The 13,993-nt window shown below is 63.9% G+C and carries 14 protein-coding genes; 7 read left to right on the top strand and 7 right to left on the bottom strand.

Features of this window, described 5'->3' with window-relative positions; all coding sequences use genetic code 11:
- Positions 1-8 precede the first annotated feature (8 nt).
- From JGU71_RS27405 to JGU71_RS30280, 3 genes are all read right to left on the bottom strand, one after another.
- Entirely contained in the window at positions 9-881 is an 873-nt protein-coding gene (locus JGU71_RS27405) for an ABC transporter permease (RefSeq protein ID WP_199708284.1), read from the bottom strand.
- Positions 881-1,735, bottom strand: a complete 855-nt coding sequence (locus JGU71_RS27400) for an MlaE family ABC transporter permease (protein WP_199708283.1) — start codon at positions 1,733-1,735, stop codon at positions 881-883. The genes JGU71_RS27405 and JGU71_RS27400 overlap by 1 nt, the downstream gene beginning before the upstream one ends.
- A gap of 126 nt (positions 1,736-1,861) precedes the next feature.
- A complete protein-coding gene (locus JGU71_RS30280; protein WP_199708282.1) occupies positions 1,862-2,911 on the bottom strand; it encodes an adenylate/guanylate cyclase domain-containing protein in 1,050 nt (349 codons plus the stop codon).
- 131 nt (positions 2,912-3,042) lie between these two features.
- Between JGU71_RS30280 and JGU71_RS27390 the strand changes: the two genes are divergently transcribed.
- Positions 3,043-3,771 (top strand): DUF6319 family protein, encoded by a 729-nt coding sequence (locus tag JGU71_RS27390; protein ID WP_199708338.1) that lies wholly within the window; start codon positions 3,043-3,045, stop codon positions 3,769-3,771.
- 53 nt (positions 3,772-3,824) lie between these two features.
- Positions 3,825-4,484, top strand: coding sequence for a chymotrypsin family serine protease (locus tag JGU71_RS27385; protein WP_199708281.1), 660 nt, complete (start codon positions 3,825-3,827; stop codon positions 4,482-4,484).
- 79 nt (positions 4,485-4,563) lie between these two features.
- Here JGU71_RS27385 and ilvD read toward each other — a convergent pair whose 3' ends face one another.
- Together ilvD and JGU71_RS27375 are read right to left on the bottom strand one after the other, a co-directional pair.
- Complete coding sequence (ilvD, locus tag JGU71_RS27380; protein WP_199708280.1) at positions 4,564-6,291, bottom strand: dihydroxy-acid dehydratase; 1,728 nt, start codon at positions 6,289-6,291, stop codon at positions 4,564-4,566.
- A complete protein-coding gene (locus JGU71_RS27375) occupies positions 6,288-7,757 on the bottom strand; it encodes an MFS transporter (protein WP_199708279.1) in 1,470 nt (489 codons plus the stop codon). Before JGU71_RS27375 ends, ilvD begins: the two co-directional genes overlap by 4 nt.
- 109 nt (positions 7,758-7,866) lie before the next feature.
- Between JGU71_RS27375 and JGU71_RS27370 the strand changes: the two genes are divergently transcribed.
- Positions 7,867-8,235, top strand: a complete 369-nt coding sequence (locus tag JGU71_RS27370; RefSeq protein ID WP_199708278.1) for a VOC family protein — start codon at positions 7,867-7,869, stop codon at positions 8,233-8,235.
- Between the two features lie 33 nt (positions 8,236-8,268).
- Entirely contained in the window at positions 8,269-9,312 is a 1,044-nt protein-coding gene (locus JGU71_RS27365; protein WP_199708276.1) for an ATP-dependent DNA ligase, read from the top strand.
- Positions 9,313-9,403: 91 nt separating this feature from the next.
- Here the strand turns inward: JGU71_RS27365 and JGU71_RS27360 are convergent, their stop codons facing one another.
- Positions 9,404-10,168, bottom strand: a complete 765-nt coding sequence (locus JGU71_RS27360; RefSeq protein WP_199708274.1) for an SHOCT domain-containing protein — start codon at positions 10,166-10,168, stop codon at positions 9,404-9,406.
- A 248-nt stretch (positions 10,169-10,416) separates the two neighbouring features.
- Here JGU71_RS27360 and JGU71_RS27355 point away from each other — a divergent pair, with 248 nt between their 5' ends.
- From JGU71_RS27355 to JGU71_RS27345, 3 genes are all read left to right on the top strand, one after another.
- Positions 10,417-10,914 carry a DUF6764 family protein gene (locus JGU71_RS27355; RefSeq protein ID WP_199708273.1) on the top strand — a complete coding sequence of 166 codons (498 nt, stop codon included), beginning with the start codon at positions 10,417-10,419 and terminating at the stop codon, positions 10,912-10,914.
- Positions 10,915-11,022: 108 nt separating this feature from the next.
- The gene (locus JGU71_RS27350; RefSeq protein ID WP_199708272.1) at positions 11,023-11,229 is read left to right on the top strand and encodes a dodecin; all 207 of its coding nucleotides are present in this window, start codon (positions 11,023-11,025) and stop codon (positions 11,227-11,229) included.
- A 356-nt stretch (positions 11,230-11,585) separates the two neighbouring features.
- Positions 11,586-12,461 (top strand): L,D-transpeptidase, encoded by an 876-nt coding sequence (locus JGU71_RS27345; protein WP_199708271.1) that lies wholly within the window; start codon positions 11,586-11,588, stop codon positions 12,459-12,461.
- Between the two features lie 134 nt (positions 12,462-12,595).
- On the opposite strand, the gene JGU71_RS27340 is transcribed toward JGU71_RS27345, so the two are convergent.
- Positions 12,596-13,987, bottom strand: coding sequence for a protein kinase domain-containing protein (locus tag JGU71_RS27340; RefSeq protein WP_199708270.1), 1,392 nt, complete (start codon positions 13,985-13,987; stop codon positions 12,596-12,598).
- Between the last annotated feature and the right edge of the window lie 6 nt (positions 13,988-13,993).

Here is a 13,993-nt window from a genome sequence, read left to right as displayed (position 1 = left end):
CAATTCCCTTAACCCGAGAGCCTGATGCCGGGGTCGATTCCCCAAATGCCGAGTGTCAGAAGCAAGTTGGCCATAACGACGACCACGATGGTGACCTTGATCGCGCGGCCGGCCGCAACGCCGACGCCTTCCGGACCGCCGGAGGCGAAGAAGCCGTAGTAACACTGAATGAACGTCGCCAGCATGACGAACACGATCACCTTGATGAACGAGTAGATGATGTCCGTGCTGATGAGGAATTGGTAGAAGTAATGCATGTAGGTGCCACCCGAGGCGCCACCCATCAACTGCACGGTCAGCTTCGTCGTGATGTACGCCGCCGCAAGCCCGAGGCCGTAGAGCGGAACGATCGCGACCATCGCCGCAAACACGCGGGTACTGATCAAGTACGGCAACGGGCGAATGGCGACGGATTCGAGAGCGTCGATCTCCTCGGCGATACGCATCGAGCCGAGCTGCGCCGTGAAGCGACAGCCTGCCTGCGCGGCGAAGCCGAGCGTCACAAGCAGCGGACCGAATTCGCGGGTGTTCGCGAACGAGGAGATAGCGCCGGTCAGCGGACCGAGCCCGAGCAGGTTGAGGTTGGTGTACGCCTCGAGCCCGATCGTCATACCGCCGAAAGCACTGAGAATGATGACGACGCCGATCGTTCCACCGCCGACCACGATGGACCCGTTGCCCCAGGTCACATCGGACAGCAGCCGCCACACTTCCTTGCGATAGTGCCGCAGCGCCAACGGGATCGACGCCATTGCGCGAACGAAGAAGAAGGCCATGTGGCCACCACGGGAGATGAGGCCCGAGAAGCCGGTGAAGATTCCTTTGAGCGCATACAGCGGCCGCAGCGCGGGCGGCACATAAGTCGATGGCTTGACTGACATCATGCGATCTTTGCTGGGAAGAGGGTGCCGTAGATCTGGGTCACGAGAACGTTGACTCCGAACAACATGAGGGCCGACTGGACGACGGCGGCGTTCACCGAGTTGGCGACGCCGCCAGGACCGCCTCTGGCGTTCAAGCCGAGGTCGCACGCGATAATCGCCGCAAGCAGGCCGAATATCACCGATTTGAAGAGCGCAACAAGAAGGTCGTTGGCATTGGCGAAGGCCGCGAACGTCCCGATAAATGAGCCTGGCGTACCGCTCTGGGCGAAGATGTTGAACAGGTAGGTCGTTAGGAAGCCGACGAAAACAACGAAGCCACACAGCAACACGCTGACCAGCATCGCTGCTGCGAGGCGGGGAGCGACGAGGCGGCGCATCGGATCGACACCCATAACCTTCATCGCGTCGATTTCTTCACGAATGGTTCGCGAACCGAGGTCGGCGCAAATGGCCGAACCGACCGCGCCCGCGATCATCAACGACGTCACGAGCGGCGCGCCCTGCCTGATGATGCCGAGGCCGGTCGCCGCTCCCATGAAGGATGTCGCTCCGACCTGCGCCACAAGGGATCCGACCTGGACCGAGACGACGACGCCGATCGGAATCGCGACGATCAATGTCGGCGCGGCCGACACGCTGGCCATGAATCCACACTGTTTGATGAATTCGTTGAACGGGAACTTGCCCCTGAAGATGTCGCCGAACATCTGCGCGATGGCCGAAATACCCATGGTGATCTGTCTGCCGAAGGTTTCGACGGACCGCCTCGGGTGGTCGTGCCAGTAGCCCTTGGCCCAATTCGCCGCGGCCGCGGCCTGCGACTGCTTGGGCGGGCTCTCGGTAGAGTGCACGCGAACTCCTTTCGGGGCGGCGCCGACGGGCAATCGGCGTCGACGCACCCTACTATGCAGTAGGGCACATGTTCAGCCCGGTGTGAGTGGGAGCATAACAACACTCCAGAGCGTCAGCTTCCACTTCTAGCGATGTTGCCTTCGGCCTCGCGAAACCGTCCGGTCTGCAGTAAAGGACCCCTCACGGCGGAGCACTCGCACGTCCAGACGGCTGAAACCGCGAACCCGTGCAGGTCGGAGCCTTTTGACGATCAGTTCATGTTCGTCATCGAGTCGATCCCCGAGGACCGCGTCCACCAAAACCGTTCCCGGCCGTGCAACTCCGGTTAACCGAGCAGCCACGTTGACGACCGAGCCGTACAGGTCGCCGAGCCGTTGCAGGACCGGTCCCGCCGCCATCCCGACTCGCAATTCCGGCGCATCGACAGCTCCGGTATCCAATTCGTGCAACTCGAATGCGATTCGAGCGGCGTCGATCGGACGCTCGGCAGCGAACATGACCTCGTCCCCGAGATTCTTGATGACCCAACCGTTGTGCTTGGCGATCACCTCCGCCGTCCCCGACTCGAACGTCTCGATCAATTGCGTCAACTGCTCGAAGCTGAGATGACGAGTCAGCTGTGTGTAGCCGACCATGTCCGCGAAACCGACGACCAACTCGCGCGAGGCCGGATCGGGGTCGAGTCCGCCGGCCGACCTGCTCGCGGCGACAGCGAAATGCCTGCGCCACGCGAAGTCCTGCAGCTCACCGAGCGCGGGAACCGTTGCGTCGGTGACGTTGTGCACGACCTTGCGGACCGCGTCGACATCGGCGGCAGCGTCCGCGCCGGTGGGAATGGACTGAAGAATATGTGCCGCGACGACGTCGACCTGCCATTCCGCAAGCCTCGCGGTCGAATGCCCGAGGGTCCGGGCAATCGAGAGCTGGGTGTTGTCGTCGATGACGCCGTCGGAGACGAGACCACCAAGGATCTTCAGCGCGGATACGTCGGCCTCGGTGAACATTTCCGCTGCGGGATCGACGGGGAAGCCGAGTGCCATCCACAACCGAGAAATGCGCGCTGGACTAGAACCGACCCGCGCAGCGACCTGATCGAGCGTATGAATCGCATCGCCTTGCAGATCGGCCGCGATCTCTGCGCCGACGACTTTCGACCACTCCGGTGTCGTACTCACGATCCTCCGTTTCGCCGAAGCGTGCTGGCGCGCAATACGTACGCAAGTACAACACGTCGCCTGCGGTCGTGAGTGTCGGTGCCCTGTGCCAGGGTGTCCCAGGACAAGTCCGTGCCGAAGAAGGGGTTGTGATGCCACCGCGTCGCCGATCAGCCGCAGATGTGCCGCTCTCGCAGGAGGATCTTGCGACCCTTGGTGCTGCGATTTCAGCTGGTGAGCGGGCAACCGTCTACCTGCGCGAGCCGACACCGAGCCTAGGTCTCGAAGCAGGGGCGTCCGCAAAGGTCGTCCGGATCAGCGGCACGACGGTGACCGTCCGCCCACGTGGCGTCGACGACGAATTGCCTTTCGAGGCCGACGAATTGCGGATGACCCGGCGAACCGCCGCCGAAGACGCTCCCGCAGCGCCCGCCAAGCCGGTGAGCAGGCGCCGGTCGCCAAAAGTTGATACAGCTCCGGTTGGACAGCAGGCACCTGTCGATACGACGCCACGATTCGCCCCGACCCCCGCAGCGCCCGCGCCGGTAGCCACTCCCGCGAAGACTCCGTCGCGATCGGCACGTGGACCCAAGAAGGTGCAGGACGGCGTCACCGTCACGATTCACGGCACCCTCGACAACTCGTGGACCGTCAGCGTCGCGTACGGAAGCAGGCCACCCGGTAAGGCGGCACCCGTTCGTCCGGATGCGGTCGAGCGCGCAATGGCCGAGCTCGACGACGCAGCGGCACGCGATGCGATCGACACCATGCTCTCCACTGCGCGCGAAGCCGTAGCGAACCGTATTGCCGACCTGAATCGGCAGTTGGAGGAAGCCCGACACGCGCTGGCAGAGTTGGGATCGACAGGCGAAAAGTTGTGACGACCCGGTAAACCAATCCTATTGATATGGTTCTCCTCGACGTCTGGAGGGACATGTTCAAAAAGATCGCCACTATTGCTGTCGGTTTGGCAGCGGCCGCGACCGTTCTCAGCGCCGGAAGTGCCACTGCAGCACCAGGCAACGTGACTCTCGGTGGGGGCTCGGGAATCATCATCGACGACATGTACGAGTGCAGCTTGACCACGATCGGAAACGACGCCGGCGGCAGGCTCGTCGGTATCACCGCTGGCCACTGCGGTGGCGCGGGATCGTTCGTCAGAGCAGAGCACAACCCGGACGCAGGCATCGTCGGACGCTTCGCCTACTCGAACGAAGATCTCGACTACGCGGTCATCGAGTTCGACCGTGCGAAGGTCGTCCCGGTCAATCGGATCGGCAATGTCACGATCACGGGCATCGGCGGCCCGGCGCAGTTCCCCAGCATCGTCTGCAAAGAAGGACGCACCACGGGCAACACCTGCGGGTTCTCCTACGGCGACATCTTCGATTCTCGGATCGAGACCTGGAACCAGATGTGCGTGATCGAAGGCGACTCCGGCGGTCCGGTCGTCATCGGAACCACCCTCGTCGGGATGGTCAACGCCTACCTCGCAGTGCCGTGCATCGGACCCGAGGTCGGTACGAACATCACCACGATCCTCGACGACGCCAACGCACGCGGCGGCGCGGGTGCGGGTTTCCGACCCATCTGATCCACTTCACTTACAACGCACTCGGGTGCGTTGCCCGGACTTCTTCAGTCCAGGCAACGCACCCGATTTGCGTTCGCGACTATCCGCAGACCGCGCCGAACGAGGCGGACCCGACCAGCTTCGCGTATTTCGCCAGCACCCCGCGGGTGTAGCGCGGAGGCAGCGGTTCCCAGCCTTGCTTGCGCGCTTCGAACTCTGCCTCGTCGACCAGGATGTCCAGGGTTCCGGTCGCGACGTCGAGCGCGATTCGGTCACCGTCGCGGACGAACGCGATCGGTCCACCGTCGACTGCTTCAGGCGCGACATGGCCGACACACAAGCCCGTCGTTCCACCCGAGAAGCGTCCATCGGTGAGCAGCAGGACGTCTTTGCCGAGGCCGGCGCCCTTGATGGCAGCGGTGATCGCAAGCATTTCCCGCATGCCTGGTCCACCCTTGGGGCCTTCGTACCTGATCACGACTACATCACCTGCGGCGATCGTGCCATCCTCCAGCGCATCCATGGCAGACCGTTCGCGGTCGAAAACCCTTGCGGTGCCGGTGAATACACTTGAATCGAAGCCCGCGGATTTGACCACGGCGCCGCCGGGTGCAAGCGATCCGCGCAGAATCGTGATGCCGCCGGTCGGATGTATCGGAGACGACAACGCGCGCAGCACCTTGCCGTCCGGATCGGGGGGCGCGATTTCGGCGAGGTTCTCCGCAACCGTCTTGCCTGTGACCGTAAGGCAGTCGCCGTGCAGCAATCCGGCGTCGAGCAACGCCTTCATGATGACGGGCACGCCACCGATGCGGTCGATGTCTGTCATGACGTGGCGGCCGAACGGTTTGACGTCGGCGAGGTGCGGCACTTTCGCACCGATCCGGGCGAAGTCCTCCAACGTGAGTTCAACTTCGGCCTCGTGCGCGATGGCCAGCAGATGCAGGACAGCGTTCGTCGAGCCACCGAACCCCATCACGACAGCGATCGCGTTTTCGAAGGCCTCCTTCGTCATGATGTCGCGGGCGGTGATGCCCCGCTTCAGCAACTCGACGACCGCTTGGCCACTGCGGCGTGCATATCCGTCACGTCGGCGGTCGGTCGCGGGCGGAGCGGCACTGCCGGGCAACGACATTCCCATCGCCTCGGCGGCACTGGCCATCGTGTTCGCGGTGTACATGCCGCCACAGGCACCTTCGCCCGGACAGATCGCGCGTTCGATCGCGTCCACATCGGCACGCGAGATGAGCCCACGTGAACATGCTCCGACCGCCTCGAAAGCGTCGATGATGGTGACTTCACGCTCGCTGCCGTCCGACATCTTCGCGATGCCGGGCAGGATCGAACCCGCGTAGAGGAAGACGCTCGCGAGGTCGAGTCGGGCAGCAGCCATCAGCATTCCCGGTAGCGATTTGTCGCAGCCCGCGAGTAGCACCGAACCGTCCAGCCGCTCGGCCATCATCACCGTTTCGACGCTGTCCGCGATCACCTCTCGCGAGACCAGCGAGAAATGCATACCCTCGTGACCCATCGAGATGCCGTCGGATACCGAGATCGTTCCGAACTCCATCGGGTAGCCACCACCTGCGAACACACCGTCCTTGCAGGCTTTTGCCAGTCGGTCGAGCGACAGGTTGCACGGCGTGATCTCGTTCCAGGACGAGGCGACGCCGATCTGGGACTTGACCCAATCGTCGTCGCCCATCCCGACCGCGCGCAGCATTCCCCGAGCTGCGGCTTTCTCCAGTCCGTCGGTGACGTCGCGACTGCGGGGTTTGATGTCGATCGAATCGGTGGTGTCGGATTCGGTTCGGTCGGTTGTTGTCATCTTGCTCCTTCGTTTACAGCCACACCTGGAGCGACCGCAGGGCCGACGATCGCACAGTGGGGCTTGCAGTCAACAGATTCGTCGACGCTGGTTACGTCACGTTCTGGTTTACCGATCATGATCGCGGCAATGGCTCCGCCACCGAGCAGCAGCCCGACGCAGATCCACATGGCGACGCGGAATCCGTCGGCGAACTGCACCGGGTCGGCGAACGCGCCTCCGGAGAGTCCGGCCAAGCCGGGCAGTGCGGCGACAGCGAGAAGTTGGCTCGTTCGTGCCACGGCGTTGTTCACCCCCGACGCGATGCCGGATTCGGCGGTCGGCACCGACCCGAGCACGGCCCCGGTCAGCGGTGCGACGAGTGCCGACAACCCGAGACCGAAGACGACGACACCCGGCAGCACGTCGAGGAGGTAGTTGGCGTCCGGCCCGATCCGCAACATCAGGATCAGGCCGATCGCAGCGAGGACCGGACCCAGTGTCATCGGAACGCGTGGACCCGACCGTTGCGACCAGCGGCCCGCCCGCGCGGAAAGGACGAGCATCAGGACCGTGATCGGGATGGTCGAGACACCGGCGGCGAGTGGCGAGTAGCCCGCGACGAGTTGCAGTTGCAGCAGTAGCAGGAAGAACACGCCACCGAGTGCGGCGTACACCGCGAAGGTGACGAGGTTGGCGGCGGTGAAGATTCGGGATGCGAACAGAGACGGCGGCACAAGTGGATGGGTGCTGCGCATTTCGATGACCACGAAAACGCCGAGCAGTACCAGCCCGATCAGTGCCAGCAGGATGGTCTCGTCGATCAGTCCGTAGGTGAGCGCGCCGAGTCCGAGCGCGACGACGAACGCCCCGAGGACGTCCAGCCGCAACGGCGGGTTCGGATCCTTGCTCTCGGGCACGTGTCGCAACGACACGAGAACGACCGCTACCGCGAGGGGCACATTGATAAGGAATACCGCGCGCCAACTGGCAACCTCGACAAGCCAGCCACCGAGCAGGGGACCGATCGCGCCTGCGACGCCGCCGAGCCCTGACCACAGTCCGATCGCTGCGCCTCGATCGCGGGGATCGATCGAGGCGGAGATCAATGCGAGGCTGCCCGGTGTGAGCATTGCGCCGGCAATGCCCTGCAGCACGCGCGCCGCGATCAACACTTCGATGTTCCAGGCCAGTCCGCACAGCACCGACGCGACAGCGAAACCTATTGTTCCCCAAACGAACACCTTGCGACGGCCGAGTCGATCACCCAGCGCGCCACCGAGCAGAATGAACGATGCGAGGGTGAGGGTGTAGCCACTGAGCGTCCACTGCAGGCCTGCGACGTCGGCGTCGAGCGCGTCGCCGATCCTCGGCAGCGCGATGTTCACGACGGTGCCGTCCAGCATGGCAACCGACGAGCCGAGCACCGTCGCAAGGACGATCCACCTGCCCGACGGCGACTTCAAACGCGGAAGTTCTCCTGCCACAGCGATTCAATCTACGCCCGAAGAAAGATCGTTCGATCCAACACTGTCGGTGCGACGTCATAACATTGCCATCGACGAACCGCCAACCATTCGAATCGGGAGTATCGCAATGGATTACAAGCTCGAGCTCATCTCCGTACCAGTCTCCGATGTCGATCGAGCGAAGGCGTTCTACGAGCAGGTCGGATTCAACGCAGATCACGATCACCAGGTCAACGAGCAGATGCGCTTCGTGCAGCTCACCCCGCCAGGTTCCGCGTGCTCGATCTCGATCGGCACAGGCATCACCGACTCGGAGCCGGGCTCGGTCAAGGGCCTGCAGGTTGTCGTCGCCGACATCGATGCCGCCCGAGCCGATCTGGTGGAGCGTGGGATCGAGGTCGGCGAGATCCAGCGGTTCCCGTGGGGCGACTTCGTCTTCTTCAACGATCCGGACGGCAACGGCTGGGCTGTGCAGGCCATGCCCAATCGGGAGTGACTGCGCGGCTCGGCGGCGTGCAATCATCGAGGTGTGCGCCTTCCGATCAAGCCACCGCTCAAGCCGATGCTCGCCAAGCCCGCCAAGGCTGTACCTGCTCAGCCGGACGGCGGCGGGTCCGCGTGGTTGTACGAACCGAAGTGGGACGGCTTCCGCGCCATCATCTTTCGTGATGGTGAAGAGGTTTTCATCTGCTCCCGCAACGGCAAGGATCTAGCGCGCTACTTCCCTGAGCTGGTCGACGCCGCGCGTGAGGAACTGCCGACGCGATGCATCGTCGACGGTGAATTGGTCGTGCCGCGCGAGATCGACGGTCGGACGCGGCTCGACTGGGAGGCATTGTCGGAGCGAATCCACCCGGCCGACAGTCGCGTTCGACTACTCGCGACCGAAACGCCGTCGCAGTTCGTCGCGTTCGATCTGCTCGCACTCGACGACACCGACTACACCGGGCAGCCGCTGAGCGTTCGGCGCGCGAAACTGCTCGAAGTCGTTGCGGGTGGCGGGTCCTGCCATGTCACGTCCGCAACCGAGGACGCTGCGACGGCAGAGGGTTGGTTCGAATCCTTCGAGGGCGCCGGGCTGGACGGCGTCATCGCCAAGAAGCTCGACGGCGTCTACGTCCCCGACAAGCGCGAGATGATCAAGGTCAAACACGCTCGGACCGCCGACTGCGTGCTCGTCGGATATCGACCGCACAAAAGTGTGCCCGGCATCGGGTCGCTGCTCCTCGGACTCTACGACGGCGACAAGCTCGAAATGATCGGCGGCGCTTCGGCCTTCACGGAGGTCCGTCGCAAACAATTGCTCGCTGAGCTACAGCCGCTGCGCGTCGGTGACGACGTCGTCTCCGATGGCGATACCAATCGCTGGAAGTCCGGCGCCGACCGCACGTGGGTTCCGTTGCGTCCCGAGCGGGTCGTCGAAATCGCCTACGACCAGATGGAAGGCAATCGCCTGCGGCACGCTGCGCGGTTCCTGCGGTGGCGCGACGACCGAGATCCGCTGTCCTGCACCTACGACCAACTCGAAGTTCCCGTGCGATACGACTTCGCCGACGTGCTCGCCGGCGAGTAGGACAGTCGACGCGGCGTGAGGGTGCCGCCGACGCCGTCCAGCGGAGGCAGGGAACCCCTGACGCCGTGGAAGGCCATCTTCCGACCGATCCTCAGAGGCGCGAGAGCAGTTCGGTCTTCTTCGACTGGAACTCGTCGTCGGTGAGAAGCCCCTGCTCCCGGAGCCGGGCGAGGGCTTCGATCGCCGCCACTACCGACTCCGCGTCCGACGACGCCGCGCGCGGCGGTGCTGGTGCGGCTGCCGGAGTTGGTGCCGGTGCTTCCCGATCGACACGCTCGTCGGACTCGGACGCAAACTCGGAGGCAGCGCCGACCCGGCTCAAGCTTGCGACGTCGAAGGTGCCGTGCTGACTCCGAAATTCGAGTCGGCCCGATCCGCTGCTTTGCTGTTGCGAAACACCGCTGATCGTGTGGTCGCCGGTGTCGTACACCTCGACGCCGGCACCGGCATGAATGGCGAGTCGTCGCGTGCCCGGAAAGTACGCGTATCGGGTGCTGTTCTGTGAGCCCGACGACGACGGGACCCCCAACTCCGCGGGCCACCAGTCACCCGACGACTGCATCGGATGCGAGGTCACCGTCCCGAGAGCACCGGAGGCAAGCAGATCGGACAGTTCGGTGCAGACGGCGTCGACTCTGGCTTTCAAGGCGTTGTCGAAGAGGTCGCTCACCATCGTCATGCCACCGCGCATCCACTGCCCTCGACCGCCGAGTTCGGGCACGCTGAACTGAGCCATCCTCCCTTGACCACGCTCCAGGGCGACCAGCAGCGATTCGACGCTCGAGAGGGACAGTCCATGCCTGGCGGCAACGGCAGCGAGCGCGTCGTCTCCTGCTGCAGAGTGAGTTCTCGACATTGTCCGGCACCTCGCGACATCGTGTTGGGTAGCCCGCGTCACGTTGCTTCACGCGGCGAATTCTCGTTCTGAATGCCCGCTCGCGCTCGTAGCGAAACCTACTGCGGCCGAATGTGATCCGGAGCGCACCGGTCACTCCGGCCGCAATGTTCGGAGGTGTTCACCTTCCGATACCGAACGGTGCCGTCGGCGATGCCTGGCGTGGGTAAGCTTGCGACCGCTCGTACGTCCGTCGGGGAGGTTCGCACATGAAGTTCGTTGGTCTTGTTGTCTGTGGCGCCGGTGCACTCGGCTCTGTTCTTTTCAGCCCTGCCGTCGCACATGCAGAGGCGGTGCAGTGTGTCTCGACCAGCGGTCAGCAGATGACGGTCGTCGAACCTGCCGCGGCGTGTGGTTCTGCGGTCGAGGATCGTGGCACCGCAGCGGCCTACGGTCTCGGTGGCATCGGCTATGCCAAATCGATCGATGGCGCCTCGGCGCTCGGTGTCGGTGTTTCCGGCGGCGTGGGGGCCAGCGAGGGCACAGGGGGCGTGCCGGCAGCGCTCGGGCTCGGGCCGGGCAGCGTCGCGATCGTGTCGGTCGAGAGGGGGTCGCTGTCGCTCGCAATTGCGGGAACGGGGTCCAACGCACTTGTTGCCGATGTCGATCAGGGCGTCGTCTGTGCCGGGTCCGCTGCGATCGCCTGGAACGCGCTCGCGGGCGCTGTCTGCGTCGCAACCCCGGTCGGGGTCTTCTCGACGCGCTGAGCCGTCAGCCGGCTCGCCCGTTCGCCATCCGCGACAACGACAAGGCGCGACAATACGAAGCGAACACGTCCGAGTACGCACCAGGGAAGCCATCGATCGGAGCGGATCATGAGTGAGCACGTCTATCGCGTGACGGAAATCGTTGGATCGTCGAAAGACGGCTCCGATGCCGCCATAGCCAACGCGATCGCGAGGGCAAGTGCGACGGTCCGCAACCTCGAGTGGTTCGAGGTGGTCGAGACTCGAGGCCACATCGTCGACGGGAAAGTTGCGCACACTCAGGTCACGCTGAAGGTCGGTTTCCGTTTGGAATGACCACGTTGGCAAATCCGGCGGAATGCGACTCGAGAAACACGACATTGCGCGCATTTCTCCGATTGCCATGCCGCACAACATCGCAACTAATCGGCCGGTACTCTCGGCTTCGACGTAACTGAGAGTTTCGACGCAGAAACCGCCCCATAGCGTTACTCCAATCACATTGGCACCAATTGCCCCATGCAATAGGCCGATGCGATTGGCCTCTGCTGTAACTATGTGTGTTAATGGCAGTGGCAGGTGACAAGTTCATCACGATTTCGATGGCTTCACAGGCAAGGGTCGGGACCCGAAAACGAAGATTTTTGGCTCGCTTCTGCGTGCGAACGAGGGAAGAGATGGCAGAAAAAGGTATGAGCAACACGACAGCGCGCACGGTTGAATCGTCGCAAAAGTCAGTCCGCTGGGGACTTCGCGTCACGCTCGCCGTTGCCGGCGCTGCGGTGACCGGACTCGCGATGGTCGCGCCGGTGCAAGCCGAACCGCTCTGGCCTGGTGGGCCCGACATCCCAGGAGTTCCCGCAATCATCCCCGCGGCCCCTCCAGGAATGGCCCCGCAGCCGTTCTCGGTGCCCGGCAGCCTCAATCCGACGATCACGCCGGGCAACGGCGCAATCGTCGGCGGTAAGCGCTCGATCGACATCACGTACAAGACGCCGATCATCGACCGCACCGCAGCCGAGAACTCGATCGTCATCTCGCCGTCGGCCAACGTCCCCGGCAGCTTCGAGTGGATCAACGACACCCACGTGCAGTGGAACCCGGACGAGTACTGGCCCCGCAACACCGCGGTGACGGTCAACGTTGCCGGAACCACCTCGGCCTTCCGCGTGAGTGACGACTTCACGAGCGTCGGCGACGCTTCTTCTCACGAGTTCGTCGTGAAGATCGGCGGCGACGTCGTCAAGACGTTCCCCGCGTCCTTCGGCAAGCCGGGCCACGAGAGCCCGAACGGTTCGTTCAAGGTGCTCGAGAAGTTCAGCGAGATGGTTATGGACTCCTCCACCTACGGCGTGCCGATCACTGCTCCCGAGGGTTACAAGCTCGATGTCGAATACGCCACGCGAGTGACCTGGGGCGGCATCTTCGTCCACGCCGCACCGTGGTCGACCGGTTCGCAGGGCAACTCGAACGTCAGCCACGGCTGCATCAACCTGAGCACCGAGAACGCGAAGTGGTTCTTCGACAACGTCCGCAACGGCGACACAGTCAACATCCAGGGCGCATAACACCCTGATCCGATGTACGAACCAACCCGCCGAGGCCAACCGCCTCGGCGGGTTTTTTCGTAGGCGGCTCCGCCGCTCGTGAGTCTTTTCGGAGGGCGGGCGCACCAAAAAGACTCACGAGGCGCGAAGCGCCCTCAGGTTGTTGTGGTGTCCGTCGTCGCAACGTAAATGGTGAAGGCGATCGTCAAGATCAGCGTCACCACGCCGAGGGCGATACCCGCAATAGCCATGCCCGACCGCCCGGCACCGCCCTTCGCCTTCTTCTGTCCAGCAATGCCGAGACCGATCGCCGTGAGACTCAGCGCGAAGCCGCCGATGAGCGTGAAGCAGCTGACCAAGCCGACAATGCCGCTGATCATCGACCACAACGCCAGCCCATTGCTTGTTACGCCCTGCTGGGGTGAATGCTGCAGCGGCGGGTAGTAGGGCTGGATCGGTTGGGATTGCGCGTGCATAGGTCTCAGCGGGACGCGCTGGTTCGGCGACGACTGATGCGCAGGCGCGGCGTGCTGCCCTTGACCGTGGATTCGTTGCAGCGGCGCCGAGAAGTGGTTCGGGGCGGAATGCTGCGCCCGGTCGGTGATCCTGGTTGGGTCGGTCAGCGGGCGTTGCTGCGTCACCTCGTGCCGTGACCGCGTTTGCTCGGGAGGAGCAGACGGTTTGGCCAGCGATGGCCGGCGCATCGGAACCGTCAGCGCCTGCATCGCGTCTTCGGCCAGTTCGCGGCAAGAGGCGTAGCGCCGATCCGGATTCTTTTCCAGCGCTTTGGCGATGACGCCGTCGATCCCCGACGGCAACGCGCGGACCGTATCGGTCGGGCGTGGTGGCGGCGCGTTCAGGTGCGCTTTCATCACGGCCATCATCGTGGGGTACGGATACGGCTTGCTGCCGGTGAGCAGTTCGAAAAGTGTGCAGCCGAGCGCGTAGACGTCGACGCGAGAATCGACGTCGCGACCTTCCAGCTGCTCGGGCGCAGCGTAGGCCAGCGTTCCGAGGACGTCGCCCTCCGCGGTGAGGCGGTGTGAATCGTCCATCGACCGCGCGATGCCGAAGTCGGCGATGAGCGAACGTTCGCCCTCGTCCTCGTCGCCTGTGACCAAGATGTTGGCGGGCTTCACATCTCGGTGCAGCAGCCCTTTGCGGTGTGCGAAATCGAGGCCTTTCGCGGCATCACGGATGATCTCGATCGCACGCATCGGTTCGACCGAATCGCGGCCTCCGGTGATCAGATGCGCGGCGTCGATTCCCTCGACGTACTCCATCGCGATCCAGAGCTGACCTTCGGCGACGCCGCGATCGTAGATCGACACGATGTTCGGATGCCGAAGCCGGGACGCGAAGTCGGCTTCACGTTCGAAGCGCCGCCGGTAGTCGAAATTTGCCGCCGGTGCGCCCGTCAAGACTTTGAGGGCATCGTGTCTCGGTAGACGCGGATGCCGGGCCAGATAGACGGACCCCATCCCGCCTGCGCCGAGCATCCGCTCGATCGTGTACCCGGCAAATACCGATCCGGGTTCGAGAGTCACCGTGCG

The organism is Antrihabitans stalagmiti, assembly GCF_016482825.1.
Classification (GTDB): Bacteria; Actinomycetota; Actinomycetes; order Mycobacteriales; family Mycobacteriaceae; genus Antrihabitans; species Antrihabitans stalagmiti.
Note: the sequence above shows the minus strand (reverse complement) of the source record. Positions and strands in the feature narration are given on the sequence as shown.

Coding starts and splice junctions, on each gene's coding strand:
- JGU71_RS27405 (WP_199708284.1), bottom strand. CDS start 881: ATGTCAGTCAAGCCATCGACTTATGTGCCGCCCGCGCTGCGGCCGCTG.
- JGU71_RS27390 (WP_199708338.1), top strand. CDS start 3,043: ATGCCACCGCGTCGCCGATCAGCCGCAGATGTGCCGCTCTCGCAGGAG.
- JGU71_RS27385 (WP_199708281.1), top strand. CDS start 3,825: ATGTTCAAAAAGATCGCCACTATTGCTGTCGGTTTGGCAGCGGCCGCG.
- ilvD (WP_199708280.1), bottom strand. CDS start 6,291: ATGACAACAACCGACCGAACCGAATCCGACACCACCGATTCGATCGAC.
- JGU71_RS27370 (WP_199708278.1), top strand. CDS start 7,867: ATGGATTACAAGCTCGAGCTCATCTCCGTACCAGTCTCCGATGTCGAT.
- JGU71_RS27360 (WP_199708274.1), bottom strand. CDS start 10,168: ATGTCGAGAACTCACTCTGCAGCAGGAGACGACGCGCTCGCTGCCGTT.
- JGU71_RS27355 (WP_199708273.1), top strand. CDS start 10,417: ATGAAGTTCGTTGGTCTTGTTGTCTGTGGCGCCGGTGCACTCGGCTCT.
- JGU71_RS27350 (WP_199708272.1), top strand. CDS start 11,023: ATGAGTGAGCACGTCTATCGCGTGACGGAAATCGTTGGATCGTCGAAA.
- JGU71_RS27345 (WP_199708271.1), top strand. CDS start 11,586: ATGAGCAACACGACAGCGCGCACGGTTGAATCGTCGCAAAAGTCAGTC.